Raw genomic sequence first — 19,590 nt, 5'->3', positions numbered from 1 at the left:
CGTATTCTAGGTTAAGCTTTCGCTTAGGACGCAGCAGCTGCTACGATAACCAGGAACAACAGCGGGACAAGGATGCCGCCAGCTGAAGAAGAAGTTGCTGCTTCGATTACTGGCTCTTCGATGATTGGGTCAGACAGACCACCAGCGAAAGCAGAAGAAGCGGCTACAGCAAATGCTGCTGCAAGTACGATTTTTTTCATCTCTATATCCTTCCAAGATACGCCCGCTGAACCCAGACTATCCGGTTCATTCACGGACACCCAAGACAGTATCTCGTCACACCGTATAACCAAGAAAGTTTGCCCAACACAATGGTCGGGCTATTCAGGTCAGAGCGAGTGATTCAAAATGTCGTCAAATTAGCAACACCTGAGTGCCTACTTTCGCTTTCGCAAACACTTCAGCAATATGTTCATTAAACAACCCGATGCATCCATTGGACGAACGACGCCCGATTTTGCGCGTATCATGGGTGCCGTGAATTCGGTAGTACGTCCACGTCAGATACAACGCATGCGTCCCCAACGGATTGTCTGGGCCAGCGGGCACAAATGGCGGCCATTCTGGATTGCGCTTTTTCATCGCTGGTGTCGGGCTCCAAGTGGGGCCATCAACCTTGCGCACGATGCTGGTGCGACCGCGGCGTGTCAGGTCCTCTGACAGGGGAACGGATGAAGGATACAAGCTGTAATTGCCGTCTTCAGTCCACATATGCAGGGCGCGACTGTCGATATCGACCAAGATCGCACCCTTTTTCAGGTTGTTGAAATAGGGCTGCCATTCTAGCGAGCGGAAGCTGGAAACATTGCGTTTCACCACTTCGGTCAGGTCACGCTCTACTTCGCCAGTTGCGGTTTGTGCGATCACTGGTGTCGCTAGACCAGAAGCCGCAGCCGCGCCCGTCAACAGAAAGCTACGACGATTTAGGCCTTCGAATTTGGAATTACTCACAGAAACACCCTCCTTGGTGAGGTCTTTGCGCTATTAATATGGCGAGAATGCCTCAATCACAAATCAAACAATGATGTGATCGGCCATTTTCCACCACTGTGTTTGAACAGCCCCACGGTTCGGTTTAAGGATTGTCAAAATTCTAGGGAATAATTGGTATGGCCAGACTGCTTCTCATCCTCACCTCAGCGTTTCTTGCGCTGGCGGCGTGTACACCCGTTCCGACCACAGGACCCGATGGCAAGCCCCTGCCTCGCGTCTACCGGATAAAGGCAAATGACACCGCAAAAATTCAGTTCCGTGTATTGGATTCCGTGAATGCATTGCGCGCAGCAGCGGGGACCAATGAACTGGTGTTGGACAGCAAATTGACCGCTGCCGCAGCAACCCATTCGCGGGACATGTCGGTGCAAAATCGCCCTTGGCACTTCGGATCCGACGGGTCGTCGCCATTGGATCGCGTCGCGCGTTCTGGTTACGAGGGTCAGCTGATCGGGGAGAATATTTCCGAGACATATGAGAATGAATCAGAAACTGTCGCAGCTTGGATGGCCACCCCGTCTACCCGCGAAGTGATTTTGTCCCCTCGCGCGAACAAGATGGGCTTTTCGTGGTTCCAAGAGCCAAACGGCAAGATTTGGTGGACAATGGTAACGGGCAGCTAAGGCTGCGCGTTACGGGAATATGTCGATAACAGTCCCGTTTTTGACCATCGCATAAAGCTGGCGCATTTCGCCGTTTTTGACGGCGATGCACCCTGCGGTCCAATCAGGGCCGCGCTTTCCTCCGATATTTGGCTGACCGTGAATAAAGATGTCACCCCCGGGAGAAAGCCCGTGCTTCCGTGCAAAGGCCCGATCTTGCGCATTGGGATATGAAATCCCCAAAGACAAATAGAACGAGCTGTTAGGGTTCCGCCTGTCAATGATATAGCGCCCCTCGGGTGTGCGACCATCGCCTTCGAACTGCTTATGTCCGCGCGCACCGAAACCAAGTTCAACGTTGTAAGTCTTTAGAACACGTTTTCCGTGGTAAACTTTCATGATCCGTTGGCTTTTGAATACCTCAACCTTGGTAACCCGAGGGCCGTTGTAGGTTGTGAACTTTGACGTACAAGCAGTCAAAATCAGCAATGAAGCCAAAAGCAGGCCGCGCAAAAGCACCGAACGCATGTGAGTTACCATCCCATTTTTCTGTAAGTATAGCCAAGAAACGCGGATTTCGGAATCCTATAAACTCAACGTCACAGTGTTGTGTCTTCACCTGCCAACAGCGCAGAAAGGCCGCTGCGGTAGTCGGGATACAGCAGCTCTATTCCCAACTCTTGTTTGATCCGGTCATTTCTCACTCGCTTTGATTCTGCGTAGAAACTACGTGCCATTGGCGTCATCTCGGCAGTTTCAAACGGCTCTGCTTTGGGCAGAGGAAGGCCTAAAAGCTCGGCGGCATATCCGATCACATCTTGGGGCGGCGCCGCGTCGTCATCACAAAGATTGTAAATCGCCCCCGCATTGGGCTGTCGGATAGATGCTTGTAAAACTTGCGCAATGTCATCGACATGGATGCGGCTAAACACCTGATTTTCTTTAATAATACGACGTGCGGTTCCATTTCGAACTTTCGCGAAAGGGCCGCGGTCAGGTCCGTAAATTCCGGCCAAACGAAATATATGGAGCGGCAGACCGGACTGCTTGGCAAGCTGCTGCCATTCTGCCTCGGCTTCCATACGAAAGTGGCCCCGCTGGGTAGATGGCGCCAAAGGAGTAGCCTCATCGACCCAGCCTCCATTGTGATCGCCGTAGACTCCGGTGGTCGATAGGTACCCAAGCCATTTGATGGTCCCTGCTGCCGCCCGAAGTTGGTCCTTCACCCCGCGCAAAACTGGGTCGCCCTCAGCGTTTGGTCCCACGGACACGAGGACATGGGTGGCCTTCGCAAGATGATCCGCCATATCTGCATCTGGCCAAACCACCGCCTGAAGACCACTGCGTTGCAGCTCCTTAGCTTTTTGAACCGAGCGCGTTGTACCGGTGATCGTCCACCCCTGTGGCAACAAAATCCGTGCCAGTGCTTGCGCTGAATAGCCGTGACCGAAGCTAAGCAAATGTGACATCAAGTTAACCTTTCAACAGCCCAACGCGCGGCATCACTGATTGTCGGGTCGGGATCTTGTAAGTGAGATTGTGCCGCGTCGCGCAAATCTGACCGACCCGAATTGCCAATCGCATATAGAACATTTCGGATAAAACGATCCCGTCCGATCCGCTTGATCGGCGAGCCTGAGAACTTCTCGCGGAACTGCGCATCATCAAGTTTTACCAGCTCTGCCAATTTCGGGGCGCGTAGATCATCGCGGGCAGCGTAGCGTAATTCTGTCGCCTCTTGGGCAAATTTGTTCCACGGACAAACCGCCAGACAATCATCGCACCCATATATGTGATTGCCCATATTTTGGCGTAACTCTTCGTCAACCGGCCCCTTATGTTCAATCGTCAGGTAGGAAATGCACCTGCGCGCATCCAGCTGAAACGGGGCAGGGAATGCCTTCGTTGGGCAGATGTCCAGACAGGCGCGGCAGCTGCCGCAATTGTCTGTTTGGGCAGTATCAGGGTCTAATTCTACCGTCGTGAAGATCGCACCCAGAAAGAACCAGCTTCCTAAATCGCGGGCCAGTAGATTGGTGTGTTTACCCTGCCAACCCAGTCCGGCTGCCTCCGCCAGCGGTTTTTCCATCACGGGGGCAGTATCCACGAAAACCTTGATTTCCACATCATCGGCCTGCTCGATCAGCCAGCGACCTACCCGTTTCAGCCGCTTTTTGACAATATCATGATAGTCGCGATTTTGCGCATAGACCGAGATTGCAGCGCGGTCCTTTTGATCCAGAATATCAAGGGGGTTGTGATCTGGAGAATACACTTCAGCCAGCATAATGACGGAACGCGCCTCTGGCCAAAGCGCTGCAGGATTTGAGCGCCATGTCATTCTTTCGGCCATCCACCCCATCTGACCGTGACGCCCCTCATCCACATAGGTGTTCAGGCGATCCGGAGTGCGAGGGATAGCATCAGGGCGACAAATGCCCATTTTTGCGAAACCTTCCGCGAGTGCTTGCGCGCGCAGTCGGTCTTTTAGGCTCAAAAATCCAAGTCCGCGTAGTGGGGAGGTTGGATGAAACCTGGCACCTGATCAGCCAGAATAGAGCGGAACGCAGGCCGCGATTTAATCTTCGCATACCAGTCTTTGACATTCGCGTTCCGGTTCCAGTCCACATCGCGGATATAGTCAAGGCAGGAGAAATGCGCGGCTGCGGTGAAATCAGCCAAGCTGAGCTGATCCCCTGCCAACCAACGGCGCTGATCCAACAGCCAACCCATATAGTCGATATGGTACTTAATCTTCTGGGCGCCCAATTTCACGTTTTTGCTTTCGGGGTAGCCTTGGCCCATGATCTTCTTGTTCACCCGCTCGTACAGCAGCTTTGACGTAACTTCGTTATGAAATTTATCGTCAAACCAATAGGTGAGACGCCGAACCTCGGCGCGATCTTCCGGTTTTTTAGGTAGCAAGGCGGGATCTGGGATGACCTCTTCAAGGTATTCGCAGATCGCCTGACTTTCGCTGAGCGTCTGACTATCGATCTTCAGGATCGGGACTTTGCCAGCCGGATTACGCTGCATAAAGTCGGTGTTCTGCTCCCAGTACCGCTCTTCTACCAGTTCCACCTCAACCTTCTTTTCAGCCAAGACAAGGCGCACCTTGCGGCAAAAGGGAGAAAGCGGGGAGTGGTAAAGGCGGTTCATCGCGTTATCCCTAAGAGAAAATCAGTCTACGTGTCATCGCAATCTTGCACAGGTTTTTCAACCTTCGAAACAGGTGTTTCTTCCATCTGCGCGGATCGTGGCCGCACCACTTGCAATGGATCGGGCACGCTTCTTGATGAAAGCGCTAGGCCGTTTTGCGGATCGCCCCTTGGGATTGGGCAGAATCGCCGCCAGCAAGGAGGCCTGTTTCATCGTCAAATCCTTGGCATCAACACCGAAGTACCAAGGGGCAGCGGCGCCCACACCAAACACGCCTTCGTCGAATTCTGCGACATTCATGTAAACTTCCAACACCCGTCGCTTGGTCCAGATCGTCTCCATCACCGGCGTGATCGCAGCCTCCAGCGCTTTTCGCGTATAGGTGCGGCCGTGCCAAAGAAACACATTCTTCACCGTCTGCTGTGAAATCGTTGATGCCCCGCGTCCGCCACCATCTTCAAGCGCGTCGCGTATTGCCGCCATGTCGAAGCCCCAGTGATTGCAGAAATTCGCATCCTCCGCCGCCACAATCGCATGGGGCATGTGCGGTGAGATGCTTTCAAAATCGCGCCACTCGCGGCGCGTGTTGTCTAGGCGACGGCTTTCCGAGAGAATGTAGAATGTCGTTGGCGGGTTCACAAAAGCGTAAAGTGTCACAACGAAAAGCATGAAAAGCACGGCTGCTATTCCGAAACGCCATCCCCAGCGCACAGCCAGAACCGGCACCATTCCGATGCGCCAGAATATGGATCGCTTCGGTTTCGCCTGTTTGACCGGTTTGGTTCGCTTCTGAGTCTTTTTTGCTGCCTTCGCCATACGGCTTTCTAACCCGATTGGGAGTGCGGTCAAAGCCTACAGATTGAAACAATCGCAGACAAATCTAACGGCAAGTCACACTTGAGATCAGGCCGGAAGTATCGATATCGATGGTCAATCTGTTCGGGCTAAAGTCCATGGTGATCACATCTTCAGGATGCAAAACCCGCACGCCTTTCGGAAGTGTCCGCCCCTGAAGAGCAGCCTCCCGCTTCCCCAACAGATCATAGTAGTTTTCGGCGCCACATCTTGGCTGCCCGTCAAATGTTGCCGGATCATCAAAGTTTTCACCGCCGCCAGAGTCACAGGCGGCAAGCACGACGAGGAGGGGTACAAGGAATCTCATTGCGCGTGTTTAGGGCTTTCTGGTTCTTAGGGCAATTAACCCTTCTAAGCCGCGGCCAGCGCTAGGTACCATAGCGCGCCAAAAACATGTCGACAGCGCCATCAATGATGCGGTCGATCTGCTCTTGGGTCGGTTTTTCTATAATGTTGAAGACCATCTTTACGAAGATTTCGCTCTTCACCAGTTCTTGGAATTGCATCGCTGCAAGGTGCATATCGTCAATTTTCAATTCACCGCGCGCGCAGGCGTGCTCAAAGTACTCGCACAAGCGGTCTTCCATAAGCTTTGGGCCCGACATGTAAAACTCGCGGCCCAATTCCGGAAACCGGTCAGATTCTGCCACGCAAATCTTGAAAATTCTCTGTGCAAAGTTTGACGTCAGAAACGACATCATTTTGTAGGACATGCCGGTCAGCATCTCGCGCACCGGAACGTCGGTGGTCGTCACCTCCAAAGCGCGCTTTGCCTGAGAGGCGCATTCCTGCTTGGCCACTTCCACGAATAAGATCCGCTTGTCTGGGAAATAGCTATAGAGGGTTGCCTTGGAAACACCCGCCTCGCGCGCAATCAAGTCGACGCTTGCCCCTTCAAACCCATGAGCAAGGAAAACGTCACGCGCGCCCGCGATCACTTGATCGTACTTCCGACCACGTTTGATGTCAGGTGTATTGCCGTCCAAGTGAATGTCTCCTGCCCCAGTAAGCTGTTTATAGACCAAGCAGTTAAGTTTCGGCAACAACCCTGAGTTTTTGCAATTGGGGCGGACCCTTAGGCCCGCCCGATTGGTCGCTGGGAATAGGGGGGAGCTATTCAGCGCCAACAAGGATGCGCTTAAGCCATTTGGCGATCGGGGAGGGATCAGGCGCATCGATTTTGGCTCCAACATGGTCATCGGGTTGGAGCAAGTTGGTTGTACGGGTCGCCGCCTCGTCAGAGATCACCGGCGCGGCGCTGCCGAATTCAGCTGGAAATTCAATGTTCGGCGTATAGATCGGCAGCACAACGCCACCCGCGACTGCAGGCCCTGTAAGCGCCATCGCAGCAACAACTAGTGCAAGTTTCATCGAGTTCATGGCCTCTTTCCTTTCAAAGTAAACCATTCGGTTCAGTTGCAACATTTAGACTGAGTCTTTGCATGCCACAAGGCTTTTCTGAACCGTTCGGTTTAGTTTTGGCGGGGTTGCACTCTGCGCATGGCTCGCTACATTAGAATTATTCTAAAGTGAGGTTCATATGTTCAAGTCCATTGGTTTTCGCCGCCATTTTTCAAATTTGACCGAACAAGAGGTGCTGGCGCTTGCTATTTCCTCGGAGGAAGATGATGCGCGCATCTACCGCAGCTACGCCGAACAACTACGTGCAAACTACCCTTCATCAGCCAAGGTGTTTGACGAAATGGCGTTGGAGGAAGACGCGCATCGTCAGATGTTAATCGACATGCACAAACGCCGCTTTGGCGACGTTATCCCCTTGTTAAGACGCGAACACATCTCGGGATATCTCGCCCACGCACCTGTCTGGCTGGTTGAAAACCTTGGCCTCAGCAAGATTCGGGAACAAGCTAGTCGCATGGAGCGCAACGCACAGCGGTTCTACGAATTGGCCGCCCAACGGACCCAAGATGCTGATACCCGTAAACTTTTAGGCGATCTGGCCGCGGCAGAGGCCAACCATTGCCAAGAAGCCTCAAGGTTAACTGGAGAGATTTCTGAGCATGCTCTTGAGGGTGAAGACCAAGAGGCGCATCGCCAGTTTATCCTGACTTGGGTTCAACCTGGTCTTGCGGGGCTTATGGATGGATCGGTTTCGACGTTGGCCCCGATTTTTGCGGCGGCCTTTGCGACTGGAAACACGTGGGATACGTTTCTGGTGGGGCTGGCCGCGTCGGTGGGCGCAGGCATATCGATGGGCTTCACCGAGGCCGCATCCGATGATGGGCAGCTCTCGGGCAGGGGCTCCCCGTGGAAGCGCGGATTTGCCTCTGGCATTATGACAACTATTGGCGGTTTGGGGCACGCGTTGCCCTATCTCATCACCGACTTTTGGACGGCGACAACCATCGCCGTAATCGTGGTTTTCATAGAGCTTTGGGCCATTGCGTGGATTCAGAACCGGTTCATGGAAACCCCGTTTTTCAGGGCGGCCATGCAGGTTGTTCTTGGCGGGGCATTGGTGCTGGCCGCGGGTGTATTGATCGGCAGCGGTTAACGCGCTGTTGCAATCCCCTCGGCCATGGTATCGGGTGTCGACATGCTGGAGATTTTTCTTAAAACACTGCCCTTTTTCGCCGTCATCGGTGTCGGGTATTGGGCCGGTCGGGTAAAGTTCTTTACCCCCGAGGCCACCGGCTACCTGACCAAATTCGTCTTCTATTTTGCCTTATCCGCAATGTTGTTCCGGTTTTCGGCGAACCTGTCGATAACCGACATATTGGACTGGAGCTACATCCAAGCGTATTTCTACGCGAGCCTGTTTGTTTACCTTTGTGTCACCGCCGTCGCCTTGCTGCGCCGACGGTCTGTCGAGGAAGCCGCCATCGAAGCTCAATGCAGTGTCATTGGCAACGTGGGCTTCCTTGGTGTGCCAATGCTGGTGCTCCTTATGGGGGCGGATGCCATTGGACCGGTGATGCTTACTCTTGCCGTAGATCTGATCTTCTTCGGAAGCCTTGTAGTGATTTTGATCACGGGGTCGCGCGATGGGCGCATGTCTGCTGGCGTGCTGAAAACTGTTGGATTGGGATTGCTCAAGAACCCGATGATCGTCTCGATTGTGTTGGGGTTCGCGTGGTCAGCCTCAAAGGCACCAATTCCGGTTCCCTTGAACGAATTTCTGTCCATTCTGGGTGGCGCCGCAACGCCCGGCGCATTGTTTGCGATTGGCGCGTCCCTTGCGACCAAATCAGCAGGGCGCCTGCAAGTGGCGACGTGGTTGTCCTTCGCCAAGCTTGTTTTGCATCCTTTTGCTGTGGCTGTTTGTGCGATTTGGCTGTTTGCAGTCGATCCCTATTCGGCCTCCGTGATGATCGCCGCTGCGGCCCTACCTGTTGCGGGCAATGTTTACATGATCGCCCAGCATTATGGGGTTGCCCCAGCGCGGGTTTCCGCCAGTATCCTCATTTCAACCGTCGTCAGCATTCTAACTGTTTCGCTGATTATTGGTTGGGTCAGTTAAAGGAGCTCTGATGAAAACTATTTCCGAAAACGCATGTTTTGGCGGGGTCCAAGGCGTGTATTCCCATCACTCTGCCAGCTGCGATTGCGACATGACGTTTGGACTGTTTTTGCCTGCCGAAGCCAAAGACGGCCCTGTGCCGGTTTTATGGTTTTTGTCAGGCCTGACTTGCACACATGAGAACGCAATGGTGAAGGCAGCAGCGCAAGGATGGGCCGCAGAGCAGGGGATCGCTGTGATTTTCCCTGACACTTCGCCGCGGGGAGAAGATGTCCCGAACGACGAGGCCTTTGACTTGGGGCAAGGCGCCGGATTTTACGTGAACGCGACCCAGCCCCCTTGGGCTCAGCATTTTCAGATGTATGATTACATCACCAAGGACCTAACCGATCTGGTATTTGAGACCTTCGCGCTTGACGCATCCCGTCAGGCGATCACCGGTCATTCCATGGGGGGGCATGGTGCATTGACGATCGCGCTGCGTGAAGCTGGCCGCTTTGCCAGCGTATCTGCCTTTGCACCGATCTGTAATCCAACCGCCTCGGATTGGGGAAGAAAGCAGTTTTCAGCCTATTTAGGGTCTGATGAGACAACTTGGGCCGAACATGACGCCAGTCTTCTGATGGCAGATCGCGGCTTTGACGGTCCCGTCTTGATCGACACCGGAACACAAGACCAGTTCCTTGATCTCTTGAAGCCTGAAGCGCTTGCGCAGGCCGCAGCAGCCAAACGCCAAGACATCACGTTTCGCATGCAACCGAATTACGACCATTCGTACTTCTTCATTTCAACGTTCATTGAAGACCACATATCTTTCCACGCAGAGGCTCTATACGCATGATCAAGGCAGTTATTTTCGATATCGGAAACGTACTTATCGAATGGCACCCCGAACGTTTTTACGACAGCGCCATCGGCGAAGCCCGTCGCAAGGAAATGTTCGCGACTGTTGATCTGCACGGGATGAATGACAAAGTCGATCTGGGGCATCCTTTCAAGGAAACGATCTACAACACTGCCGAAGAGTACCCCGAGTGGCGCGACGAAATTCGTATGTGGCATGACCACTGGATCGAAATGGCGTCGCCTACAATCGACCATTCGGTTAAATTGCTTCGTGTCCTTCGCGCGAAAAGAATTCCGGTTTTCGCCCTTACCAATTTTGGTATCGGCAGCTTTGACTACGCGGAAACTATCTATAGCTACCTCGGGGAATTCGATCGTCGCTATATTTCGGGCCATATGCAGGTCATCAAGCCGGATCCCAAAATTTACCAGATGGTGGAGGATGACTGCGGGCTGGCCCCTGAAACCCTATTGTTTGCAGACGACCGCGCCGACAACATCGACATGGCCAGATCGCGTGGATGGAATGCGCATATGTTTGAGAACCCGCAAGGCTGGGCTGACTGCCTTGTCTCTCACGGGCTTTTGACAGCAGAAGAAGCCGCAGCATAGTCGCCCAGACGGTCAATTCTGGAATAGCAAATTGGGGGCAGGGCGCATTTGGCCTGCCCCCAACTTTTGGATCACCCCGCACCGTCCTAAACGGCTAGGCTGCTTGGGCAGTCCAAGGCTTTTCACGCACCGGCAGATGTACGATCGCACTAAACGCGCCGACCCCGACACCGATCCACCAAACAAAGGTGTAATCGCCCGTCACATCATACAGTTTTCCGCCCAACCAGACGCCCAGAAAAGACCCTAACTGGTGGGAAAAGAACACAATCCCATAGAGCGTTCCCATGTAGCGCAGCCCGTAGATATGAGCGACCAATCCAGAAGTAAGAGGAACAGTCGCCAACCATAAGCTGCCCATCGCAAGGCTAAAAATGATCACTGTCGTCGGTGTCATCGGCATCAGAATGAACCAAGCAGCGATGATCGTACGGCCAGTGTATATCCCCGCCAGCAAATATTTCTTCGAATACCGTTTGCCCAGATATCCGGCAAAAATCGTCCCGCCAATGTTGGCAAATCCGATCAGGGCGATCGAAAGCGCGCCCAGCGCCGACGTCGTGGTAACCCCTATGCCCGCAAGCAGGCCGGTGCCTGATATCGGGCCGCAAACTTCAGTGATAAAGGCTGGAAAATGGGCCGTTACGAAGGCCAGTTGATACCCACATGAAAAGAACCCCAAGAAGATCATCGTGTAGGACGGATCCTTGAAGGCGCGCTTCAACACGGTGCCTAGGCTTTCCTCTAACTCCGTCTTTGTAGCAACAGGCGCACGCATGAACGGCAATGCAAACAGCGACACCAACATGACAGTCGCGAAGATGATGAAAACCGTTTGCCAAGGGAAGTAGCCCAGCAACAATTCCGCGGCGGGCGCCCCTAGCACCTGACCTGCAGATCCTGCGGCCGTCGCTATGCCCAACGCCATCGACCGGTTTTCATCTGAAGTTGCGCGACCCACCATCGCAAGGATCACGCCAAATCCGGTCCCTGCGATGCCAAAGCCAACAAGAATTTCATAGAACTGGTGCTCTCCGGGTGTAATCGCGAAGGAGGATAGCACCAAACCCGCAGCATAGAGCAACGCACCAAGGATAATGGCTTTCCGATCCCCCATCTTTTCGGCGATTGCCCCAAAGATGGGCTGACCAATGCCCCATGCAAGATTTTGGATTGCAATGGCTAGGCTGAACTCGGCGCGAGGCCAACCGAACTCCTCTCCGATCGGGATTTGAAACACTCCGAAACTGGCGCGGATAGAGAACCCCAACATCATAATGATGCAGCCAACAATGAGAACGGGCGTAAAAAGTGGTGTGCGTGTCTGATCCATAGTGCGACCGTCGTAAACTTTCCGGTTTGCGTCAAATCAGAAATATTGCGACATGGAGTAAGCAGAATTGATGAGATGGCCAGAATGCTTTTGACCGACGCCTATACCGCATTGACCCAAGCAGGGGAGATCACCGCCGATCCGGCTCAGATCGCGGCTTTGCCATTTTTTGACGATGTGGCTGCGCAAATGGCAAAACCTGCACCAAAGAAGAAATTGTTCGGGATATTCGGTGAAGACGACGCACCCGTGAAAGGGCTGTATCTTTGGGGGGGCGTCGGCCGCGGCAAATCCATGTTGATGGATTTGTTTTACGAAACCATTCCGGAACCGCGCAAACGCCGCGTCCACTTCCATGCCTTCATACAAGAAATTCATAGCGCAATGCATGAGATCCGGAAAACCGGCGTGGATGATGCCATTCAGCCAGTGGCCGACGAGATTTCTGCGCAGGTTCGCCTGCTGTGCTTTGACGAGATGCAGATCACAGACATAACCGATGCGATGATTGTGGGGCGGCTGTTTGAAAACTTGTTGGCCAAGGGCGTTGTGGTCGTCACCACATCCAACCGTATCCCAGATGATCTGTACAAAAACGGATTGAACCGAAATCTGTTCATTCCGTTTATAGAGCATCTAAAAGATCACATGACCGTGCATGAATTGGTGTCCGAGACGGATTACCGCCAAGATCGCCTTGAAGGAGAGCAGGTCTATTTTTCTCCTGCCAACGCCGACGCCAAGGCGCGCATATCTGCTATTTGGCAAAGCCTAACCGGGGGTGCAGGCGGGCCGTTGTCCTTGCGGGTCAAAGGCCGTGACGTGATCTTGCCCGCGTTTCGCAACGGTATCGCGCGGGCTAGCTTCTTTGATCTTTGCGGCCAACCGCTTGGGGCTGCGGATTATCTGGCGGTGGCAGAATCTGTGCGCGTACTGGTGTTGGAAGATATTCCAACGTTGTCGCGCAACAATTTCAACGAGGCCAAGCGGTTCGTGACCTTGATAGATGCCCTATATGAGGGCAACGTTCGGCTAATTTGCTCCGCGGCAGCACAGCCTGAACGGCTGTATTTGGAAGGCGAAGGCGTGTTCGAATTTGAGCGCACCGCGTCGCGTTTACGCGAAATGCAATCCGCCGACTGGGGACAAGCCTAGCTGTTTTCGCGCAGTACAGCGCCCGCCAAATAAAGCGAACCACAGATCAATATTCGCGCATTAGGGTCTGTTTTAGTAACCGCGTTGATGGCGTCCAAGACTGTCTCGGCCTCGAAAGCCTGAAAGCCTGCCTCAGTTGCCGCAATGGCTGTTTGCTGGGCGGAAAGCGTCGCCTGCTCATCCGGAATTGGCACCGCATAAAGGGACGTCGCGACGCCGGCCAGCGGTTTCATGTAGCCCACCACGTCTTTCGTATTGAGCATTCCGCATACCAAATGCGTGGGCCTTTCAGGCAATGTTTTCAGCAAGGCGGCAAGGGCCGTACCTGCCGCAGGATTGTGCCCACCATCAAGCCATAGCTCGGCCGATCCGGCTGCGTCGATCAACGGGCCAACCTTCAATCGCTGCATTCGAGCCGGCCAAGTGGCGTTTGTCATCGCGGCTTCGCAGGCCGTATCGTCAAACCCAAGATGACGAAGCACCGCAAGTGCCGCCCCTGCGTTTTGCACCTGATGCGCCCCAAGCAGGGCAGGCAACGGCAAATCCATCAAGCCATGTTCATCTTGAAAAACGAGGCGGCCGCGCTCTTCCCAAACATGCCAATGCTGACCATAGGCAAGAAGGGGGGCACCAAGCTTCGCAGCCTGTGCCTCGATCACGTCCATCGCTTCTTCCGGCTGTGGTCCAACCACGCAAGGAACTCCGCGCTTTAGGATTCCGGCCTTCTCGGTTGCGATTTTGGTCAATGTATCGCCAAGAAAGCTTTCGTGATCGATAGAGATCGGAGTGATCACTGTTACTTCGGGGGTCTCCACAACATTGGTGGCATCCAACCGCCCGCCCAAGCCGACCTCCAACAGGGTAAAATCGGCTCTAACACGGCTAAATGCGAGCAACGCGGCCACAGTTGTGATTTCGAAGTAAGTGATCTTTTCAGGGCCGTTCGATGTGTAGCACTCGTCCAGAACCTGCGTCAGATACTCCTCGGAGATCAGGTCGCCAGCCAAGCGAATACGCTCATGAAACCGCGCCAAATGAGGGGAGGTATAGGCATGGACAGATTTGCCACCGCCTTCCAGTCCGGCACGAATAATGGCCTGTGTTGACCCCTTGCCGTTGGTCCCTGCGATATGAATCACAGGCGGCAAGGTCTTTTCAGGGTGATCCAGAATTGCCAACAATCGCCAAACACGGTCTAGCGTCAGGTCGATGATCTTCGGGTGAAGTGCCATCATCCGGTCGAGGATGGCATCGCTTGTTTGCGTCACTCGGTGGTTTCCGCATTCGCCGCAACCGCGTCGGGCTCGGGCGCGGGCAGGTCGCCTTGGATTGCAGGCGGCAGGCCCGTGAGCATCCGGATAATCGTCACCAATTCATTCTTCATGTCTTTGCGATGCGTCACACGATCCAACATGCCGTGATCCAGCAGATACTCGGCCCGTTGGAAACCCTCAGGCAGTTTTTCACGGATCGTTTGCTCAATCACCCGCGCACCGGCAAAGCCAATCAGCGCATTTGGCTCGGCAATATGAACATCGCCCAACATAGCGTAGGATGCAGTGACCCCGCCGGTTGTGGGATGCGTCAAAACAACGATGTAGGGAAGGCCCGCTTCCTTCAGCATTTCAACTGCAATGGTTGTCCGCGGCATTTGCATCAGCCCGAGGATGCCCTCTTGCATACGCGCCCCACCAGCAGCGGAGAACAGCACCAAAGGGCGCCCCATTTCGACTGCCCGCTCGGCGGCGGCGATGATAGCGTTGCCGACATACATGCTCATGGATCCGCCCATGAAGCTAAAGTCCTGCGCAACCGCAACGATGGGGGTTCGCAGAATCTCCCCTTCGGCCACCAGCATTGCTTCTTTTTCACCGGTTTTCTTGATCGCGGCCTTCATGCGGTCAGGGTATTTCTTTTGATCCTTAAACTGCAAAGGATCTGCAATCGGGGCAGGGACGTCGATCTCGGAGAAAATCCCACCGTCAAACAGCGCCGTAAACCGATCCCGCGCCGTGATGGCCATGTGATGGTTGCAACTGGTGCAGACGTTCAGATTGTCCGACAACTCGCGGTGAAACAGCATAGTGCCGCATTCGTTGCATTTGCTCCAAAGATTTTCGGGAACCTCTCGGCGCGAAAATAGTGAATTGATCGTTGGCCGGACGTAGTTCGAAATCCAGTTCATGAGGCTCTGCTCCCGTTGCTTAAGTTCAGATAATCTGCAGGCGTAGAAATTGCAATCAACGCAGTGCCCAGCGTGCAATTAGCCAAATAACGCCTAACAATACCGTCCCGAAACCCAAGAGGGGTATCATGACCTCACTGTCTTGCATTGAGTAACTTGTGTGAAACAGTCCCAGCCCAGACATTCTGTTGGGTGTAGCGGCGACCATCATGGCAAAGAAGTTATTTGCAAAGTGAAGCCCCATTGCGGCCCCGAGGTTGCCGGTAACTCGCGTAAGATCAACGGCAACGATCCCAAACACAGTTGTTGCCAATACAACCATCGCCGCAAGGAAGGGATCTACAGATGGATCTAGGTGGGCAAGGCCGAAAATCACCGACGGCAACACCATCCACCAGATCGGGTTTTTGAACCGCACGGCAAGCTGCTGCACCAAGAACCCACGAAACACCAACTCTTCTGCCGTGATCTGTATGAGAAGCAATGGCAGCGCCCAAACCAGATATCCCAACCATTCGGCGGTGGCCAAATTGCGGGTCAAATCACTAACACCCCAAAGCCAGTCATACACAAAGTAAATCAGGTTGAAGGCCACGATGATGCCAGCACCGATGGCAAAATTCCGGACAAAATTCTTCCGACGGCCAAATAACGTCAAGGGGGAGCGGTCATACAAGATGACCATCAACATAGCTGCGCCCATCATCGGTATGAATGTCGCAAGCAAAATTGCCATGTAGAACGGAGTTCCCCCGCTCTCCAATCCCGCCATCAAGGCGGTCAAGGAGGCCTCGATCCCATAATCGCCTGCAAAAAATATCCCCACACCCAGAATAAGAATTGCGGTCCAGAAAATGTAGAGAGCAAACCCCAACAAGAAGGTCACCACAGTGCGCCACAGCGCGAAGTCTTCCCGTGCAGGTGCGATAAAGGCCTCAAAGGTCGGGGTTCTATTCATCTACAAATGCCCTTTGGTAAATTTATGCCACGCTATCGCTGCAAAACCTGAGGTGCAATCACGCTTGTGCCTTCTGTACTTGGGCTTTATTCCGTTTCCAACGCGTTTGAGGGAGCCAGCCATGCTTAAGAAGCCAACCGATAAGACCAACATGCCAAGCCGCCACGTGACAGAGGGCCCGTCGCGGGCTCCGCACCGGTCGTATTTCTATGCAATGGGCCTTGGCGACGAAGAGATTCACCAGCCGTTCGTGGGTGTTGCCACCTGCTGGAACGAAGCCGCCCCTTGCAACATTTCCCTGAACCGTCAGGCCCAAGCTGTGAAGCTGGGTGTAAAACAAGGGAACGGAACTCCGCGTGAGTTCACAACCATCACTGTCACCGACGGCATCGCAATGGGTCACGAAGGCATGCGGTCATCCTTGGCTTCGCGCGAAGCAATCGCCGACACGGTTGAGCTGACAATGCGCGGCCACTGCTATGACGCTATTGTAGGACTTGCGGGTTGCGACAAATCCCTGCCAGGCATGATGATGGCTATGATCCGCTTGAACACACCGTCTGTGTTCATCTACGGCGGCTCCATCCTTCCGGGTCGGTTGGACGGCAAGGATGTGACAGTCCAAGACGTGTTTGAAGCTGTCGGCGAGCACCAAGCAGGCAATCTGTCTGACGAGGCTCTGCGCACGCTGGAACGTGTTGCTTGCCCGTCTGCGGGTGCTTGTGGTGGACAGTTCACCGCCAACACAATGGCCTGTGTGTCTGAGGCAATCGGCTTGGCATTGCCAAACTCTGCCGGTGCCCCTGCGCCATATGAGAGCCGCGACCATTACTCCATTGCGTCCGGCCAAGCCGTGATGAACCTGCTGGAGAAAAACATCCGCGCACGTGACATCGTTACGTTGGAAAGCTTGCAGAACGCGGCCCGCGTTGTGGCCTGCACCGGCGGCTCCACCAACGCCGGATTGCACTTGCCTGCGATGGCCCATGAGGCTGGCATCGACTTTGATCTGAATGATGTGTGCGAAATTTTCCGTGACACGCCTTACTTCGTAGACCTGAAACCCGGTGGTCAATATGTCGCCAAGGACCTGTATGAAGCAGGGGGTGTTCCGGTCATCATGAAGGAGCTGCGCAAAGCAGGTCTGATCAACGAAGACTGCATGACCGCGACGGGTTACTCCATCGGTGAAGAAATTGACCGCGTCGATTTGGAAGCAGATGGCAAGGTGATCTATTCCATCGGTGAGCCACTGTCCAAAACCGGCGGCGTTGTTGGCCTGACAGGCAACCTCGCCCCTGAAGGCGCGATTGTTAAAGTTGCCGGCATGTCCTCGCAGCACCAAATGTTCACAGGCCCCGCGCGTGTGTTCGAATGTGAAGAAGACGCCTTTGCCGCCGTTCAAGCCCGCGAATACGAAGAAGGCGAAGTTCTGGTTATCCGCAACGAGGGCCCTGCGGGCGGCCCAGGTATGCGTGAAATGCTGGCAACGACTGCTGCATTGTCCGGCCAAGGCATGGGCAAGAAAGTGGCTTTGATCACCGACGGCCGTTTCTCTGGTGCGACACGCGGGTTCTGTGTTGGGCACGTTGGCCCAGAGGCTGCGCACGGTGGCCCGATTGCCTTGCTGGAGAATGGCGACATCATCACCTTGAATGCAATCAACGGCGAAATCAGCGTGGATTTGACCGACGCCGTTCTGGCCGAGCGCAAAGCCAACTGGAAGGGCCCACGCGAGACGATTTATGCGTCTGGCGCCTTGTGGAAGTATTCGCAGCTGGTTGGTTCTGCCAAATTGGGTGCTTGCACCCACCCAGGCGCCAAGAAAGAGCAACATATCTACATGGACCTGTAATCTGTGCGGACATGGTTAGTACTTTCGCTTGCGTCCCTCCTTCTGGCGGCCTGTGGGGAAACCCCACTGGCCGGTTTGGGGGCAACTGGCCCCAATGAACCCCTATCCGAGGTCACAGTGACATCGGATAGGATCGTTTTGCGGGGGCCAGACGGGTTTTGCATCGATCCTCAGTCTTCTGATCACCGGCCCTCCAAGGCCTTTATGGTCTTTGCCAATTGCGCCGCGATTGCTGGTGATGAAGAGCTACCTCAACCCTTTGTCAGCGCGGTTGTAACTGCAACGGTGCTGCCAGCGGGTCGAAAGCAGCTCACGATTGCGCAATCTCCCGTTGCTCTTGCCGAGTTCTTCAACTCAGACGCTGGTAAGGCTGTGCTGAGTGCCTCGGGGGATGCGGCAAAGGTTACCATTCTTGACAGCTATTCGCGCAATGATGCCTTCGTCATACACGCGCAGGACACCTCCACGCCATTAGTGGAAGGCACGTCCAACACCTATTGGCGGGGATATTATAACGTTAAGAATTCCATCGTTGCCCTGACCGTGTTCAGCACCGATGCGTCCCCCATCAGCAGTTCGGACGGGCTTCAAACACTGTATGACTTCGGAGCTGCCCTGATGAAGGGGCAAGCCCCGAGTGCTGCGCCCCCCACAGCCAAATCAGCTGATGATGTGACCAACACGGGACTGTTGCGCCGTTTATTTGGTTGAAACCATTGTTTGCAATATAGAAACAATGGTAGCGCTGTAGAACGAAGTTAATAGGACAGTCTCAACACTCATGATGGATCGGATGCGAGAATTCGTAAGGCGGCGACTACATCGTCGAACCTTGCGCCGTTGGGAAGCTGCCGTGAAGGACGCTGAGACCATTGATTTATCGCTATTGCGTCACCTGCGCGCGCAGGCACGCCAAATGCGGCGCCGCGTTGATCAGGTCACCCATGTCGCTGATGCCCGTCTTACACTTCCTCGAATCGGCTCGAATGCCATTCGCAAACCCGCGCAATCTGACTGGGCACACCGGCCGGAACTTTGGCGTGGCCCCGTGTCGCCGATTGGAATGGCCGCGGTCGAAAGCCGCACACGTATCGGCAATTCTGCAACGCTGTATCACGATTGCCAGATATCCGAGCTCACTCTGCGGCAGGTAAGAAACACCCGCGAAGGTGATTTGGCACCCTTTGGCCTACGCATGGATGTTTTCCAATTCGACGGCAGCTTTCTGAGCCTTGTTCTGGATTTACCAGACGACGCAACCGAGGGCCTGCGCAAGAACCACATCTTGCGCATGGATACTGAAGTAGAAAGCGAAAAGCGTTTGGAAATTTTCGCGCGCCTGAACATCAAATACGGCCCCAACGTGGAACAAGTCGTCCGCGAGCTACCGCTTCACGGGTCGGAATCGATGGTGGAGTTTGACCTCGCCCATACCAAGATCAGCGAGCGCCGGTTGGAACGCATCTGGATGGATCTGATCTTTGAAGGCCCCCAGATGAATGAAATCAACTTGCGCGACATTACGTTCAGCCGCCGCCCGCGCGCCGACTTCTAAG

The 19,590-nt window shown here is 54.3% G+C and carries 23 protein-coding genes; 9 read left to right on the top strand and 14 right to left on the bottom strand.

What is annotated here, in order from left to right; translation table 11 throughout:
• Positions 1-23 precede the first annotated feature (23 nt).
• Positions 24-200, bottom strand: a complete 177-nt coding sequence (locus Q0746_RS09385; protein WP_298259531.1) for a hypothetical protein — start codon at positions 198-200, stop codon at positions 24-26.
• Between the two features lie 154 nt (positions 201-354).
• Positions 355-951, bottom strand: a complete 597-nt coding sequence (locus Q0746_RS09380) for a L,D-transpeptidase (RefSeq protein ID WP_298259529.1) — start codon at positions 949-951, stop codon at positions 355-357.
• Between the two features lie 158 nt (positions 952-1,109).
• Between Q0746_RS09380 and Q0746_RS09375 the strand changes: the two genes are divergently transcribed.
• Positions 1,110-1,616, top strand: coding sequence for a CAP domain-containing protein (locus Q0746_RS09375; protein ID WP_298259528.1), 507 nt, complete (start codon positions 1,110-1,112; stop codon positions 1,614-1,616).
• Between the two features lie 9 nt (positions 1,617-1,625).
• On the opposite strand, the gene Q0746_RS09370 is transcribed toward Q0746_RS09375, so the two are convergent.
• From Q0746_RS09370 to Q0746_RS09335, 8 genes are all read right to left on the bottom strand, one after another.
• On the bottom strand, positions 1,626-2,123 hold the full coding sequence (locus tag Q0746_RS09370; RefSeq protein ID WP_298259526.1) for a L,D-transpeptidase family protein: 498 nt from the start codon (positions 2,121-2,123) through the stop codon (positions 1,626-1,628).
• A 71-nt stretch (positions 2,124-2,194) separates the two neighbouring features.
• Positions 2,195-3,067 (bottom strand): SDR family oxidoreductase, encoded by an 873-nt coding sequence (locus tag Q0746_RS09365; RefSeq protein WP_298259524.1) that lies wholly within the window; start codon positions 3,065-3,067, stop codon positions 2,195-2,197.
• A complete protein-coding gene (queG, locus tag Q0746_RS09360) occupies positions 3,064-4,092 on the bottom strand; it encodes a tRNA epoxyqueuosine(34) reductase QueG (protein WP_298259522.1) in 1,029 nt (342 codons plus the stop codon). The genes Q0746_RS09365 and queG overlap by 4 nt, the downstream gene beginning before the upstream one ends.
• Positions 4,089-4,754, bottom strand: a complete 666-nt coding sequence (locus Q0746_RS09355) for a glutathione S-transferase family protein (protein WP_298259520.1) — start codon at positions 4,752-4,754, stop codon at positions 4,089-4,091. The genes queG and Q0746_RS09355 overlap by 4 nt, the downstream gene beginning before the upstream one ends.
• Before the next feature lie 57 nt (positions 4,755-4,811).
• Entirely contained in the window at positions 4,812-5,570 is a 759-nt protein-coding gene (gene mtgA, locus Q0746_RS09350; protein ID WP_298259518.1) for a monofunctional biosynthetic peptidoglycan transglycosylase, read from the bottom strand.
• A gap of 64 nt (positions 5,571-5,634) precedes the next feature.
• Complete coding sequence (locus Q0746_RS09345; protein WP_298259516.1) at positions 5,635-5,916, bottom strand: I78 family peptidase inhibitor; 282 nt, start codon at positions 5,914-5,916, stop codon at positions 5,635-5,637.
• Between the two features lie 61 nt (positions 5,917-5,977).
• A complete protein-coding gene (locus tag Q0746_RS09340) occupies positions 5,978-6,595 on the bottom strand; it encodes a TetR/AcrR family transcriptional regulator (protein ID WP_298259515.1) in 618 nt (205 codons plus the stop codon).
• Positions 6,596-6,722: 127 nt separating this feature from the next.
• Positions 6,723-6,989 carry a hypothetical protein gene (locus Q0746_RS09335; protein ID WP_298259513.1) on the bottom strand — a complete coding sequence of 89 codons (267 nt, stop codon included), beginning with the start codon at positions 6,987-6,989 and terminating at the stop codon, positions 6,723-6,725.
• A 160-nt stretch (positions 6,990-7,149) separates the two neighbouring features.
• Between Q0746_RS09335 and mbfA the strand changes: the two genes are divergently transcribed.
• The 4 genes from mbfA to Q0746_RS09315 are packed head-to-tail and all read left to right on the top strand — an operon-like array spanning position 7,150 to position 10,548.
• Positions 7,150-8,124, top strand: a complete 975-nt coding sequence (gene mbfA / locus Q0746_RS09330; RefSeq protein WP_298259511.1) for an iron exporter MbfA — start codon at positions 7,150-7,152, stop codon at positions 8,122-8,124.
• A 42-nt stretch (positions 8,125-8,166) separates the two neighbouring features.
• The gene (locus Q0746_RS09325; protein ID WP_298259509.1) at positions 8,167-9,090 is read left to right on the top strand and encodes an AEC family transporter; all 924 of its coding nucleotides are present in this window, start codon (positions 8,167-8,169) and stop codon (positions 9,088-9,090) included.
• Between the two features lie 10 nt (positions 9,091-9,100).
• Entirely contained in the window at positions 9,101-9,931 is an 831-nt protein-coding gene (gene fghA / locus Q0746_RS09320; RefSeq protein WP_298259507.1) for an S-formylglutathione hydrolase, read from the top strand.
• Positions 9,928-10,548 carry an HAD family phosphatase gene (locus Q0746_RS09315; protein WP_298259505.1) on the top strand — a complete coding sequence of 207 codons (621 nt, stop codon included), beginning with the start codon at positions 9,928-9,930 and terminating at the stop codon, positions 10,546-10,548. The genes fghA and Q0746_RS09315 overlap by 4 nt, the downstream gene beginning before the upstream one ends.
• A 94-nt stretch (positions 10,549-10,642) precedes the next feature.
• On the opposite strand, the gene Q0746_RS09310 is transcribed toward Q0746_RS09315, so the two are convergent.
• Positions 10,643-11,881 (bottom strand): MFS transporter, encoded by a 1,239-nt coding sequence (locus Q0746_RS09310; RefSeq protein ID WP_298259503.1) that lies wholly within the window; start codon positions 11,879-11,881, stop codon positions 10,643-10,645.
• A gap of 84 nt (positions 11,882-11,965) precedes the next feature.
• Between Q0746_RS09310 and zapE the strand changes: the two genes are divergently transcribed.
• Positions 11,966-13,036 (top strand): cell division protein ZapE, encoded by a 1,071-nt coding sequence (gene zapE, locus Q0746_RS09305; protein WP_298259501.1) that lies wholly within the window; start codon positions 11,966-11,968, stop codon positions 13,034-13,036.
• Here zapE and Q0746_RS09300 read toward each other — a convergent pair.
• From Q0746_RS09300 to Q0746_RS09290, 3 genes are read right to left on the bottom strand one after another with little or no spacing between them, the layout of a single operon-like run.
• Entirely contained in the window at positions 13,033-14,304 is a 1,272-nt protein-coding gene (locus tag Q0746_RS09300; protein WP_298259499.1) for a folylpolyglutamate synthase/dihydrofolate synthase family protein, read from the bottom strand. The two genes, zapE and Q0746_RS09300, sit on opposite strands and share 4 nt — an antisense overlap.
• On the bottom strand, positions 14,301-15,221 hold the full coding sequence (accD, locus tag Q0746_RS09295) for an acetyl-CoA carboxylase, carboxyltransferase subunit beta (RefSeq protein WP_298259498.1): 921 nt from the start codon (positions 15,219-15,221) through the stop codon (positions 14,301-14,303). The genes Q0746_RS09300 and accD overlap by 4 nt, the downstream gene beginning before the upstream one ends.
• Positions 15,222-15,276: 55 nt before the next feature.
• Positions 15,277-16,179: a type II CAAX endopeptidase family protein gene (locus Q0746_RS09290; RefSeq protein ID WP_298259496.1), complete on the bottom strand. Its 903-nt coding sequence runs from the start codon at positions 16,177-16,179 to the stop codon at positions 15,277-15,279.
• Positions 16,180-16,300: 121 nt separating this feature from the next.
• On the opposite strand from Q0746_RS09290, the gene ilvD reads away from it, so the two are divergent.
• From ilvD to Q0746_RS09275, 3 genes are all read left to right on the top strand, one after another.
• Positions 16,301-18,034, top strand: a complete 1,734-nt coding sequence (gene ilvD, locus Q0746_RS09285; RefSeq protein WP_298259494.1) for a dihydroxy-acid dehydratase — start codon at positions 16,301-16,303, stop codon at positions 18,032-18,034.
• A 3-nt stretch (positions 18,035-18,037) separates the two neighbouring features.
• On the top strand, positions 18,038-18,745 hold the full coding sequence (locus Q0746_RS09280; RefSeq protein ID WP_298259492.1) for a hypothetical protein: 708 nt from the start codon (positions 18,038-18,040) through the stop codon (positions 18,743-18,745).
• A gap of 82 nt (positions 18,746-18,827) precedes the next feature.
• Positions 18,828-19,589 carry a DUF6478 family protein gene (locus tag Q0746_RS09275; protein WP_298259491.1) on the top strand — a complete coding sequence of 254 codons (762 nt, stop codon included), beginning with the start codon at positions 18,828-18,830 and terminating at the stop codon, positions 19,587-19,589.
• Position 19,590: the final 1 nt, after the last annotated feature.

The sequence above is a fragment of the uncultured Litoreibacter sp. genome, from assembly GCF_947487515.1.
Lineage (GTDB): Bacteria > Pseudomonadota > Alphaproteobacteria > Rhodobacterales > Rhodobacteraceae > Litoreibacter.
This window is presented reverse-complemented; position numbering and strand designations above follow the sequence as displayed.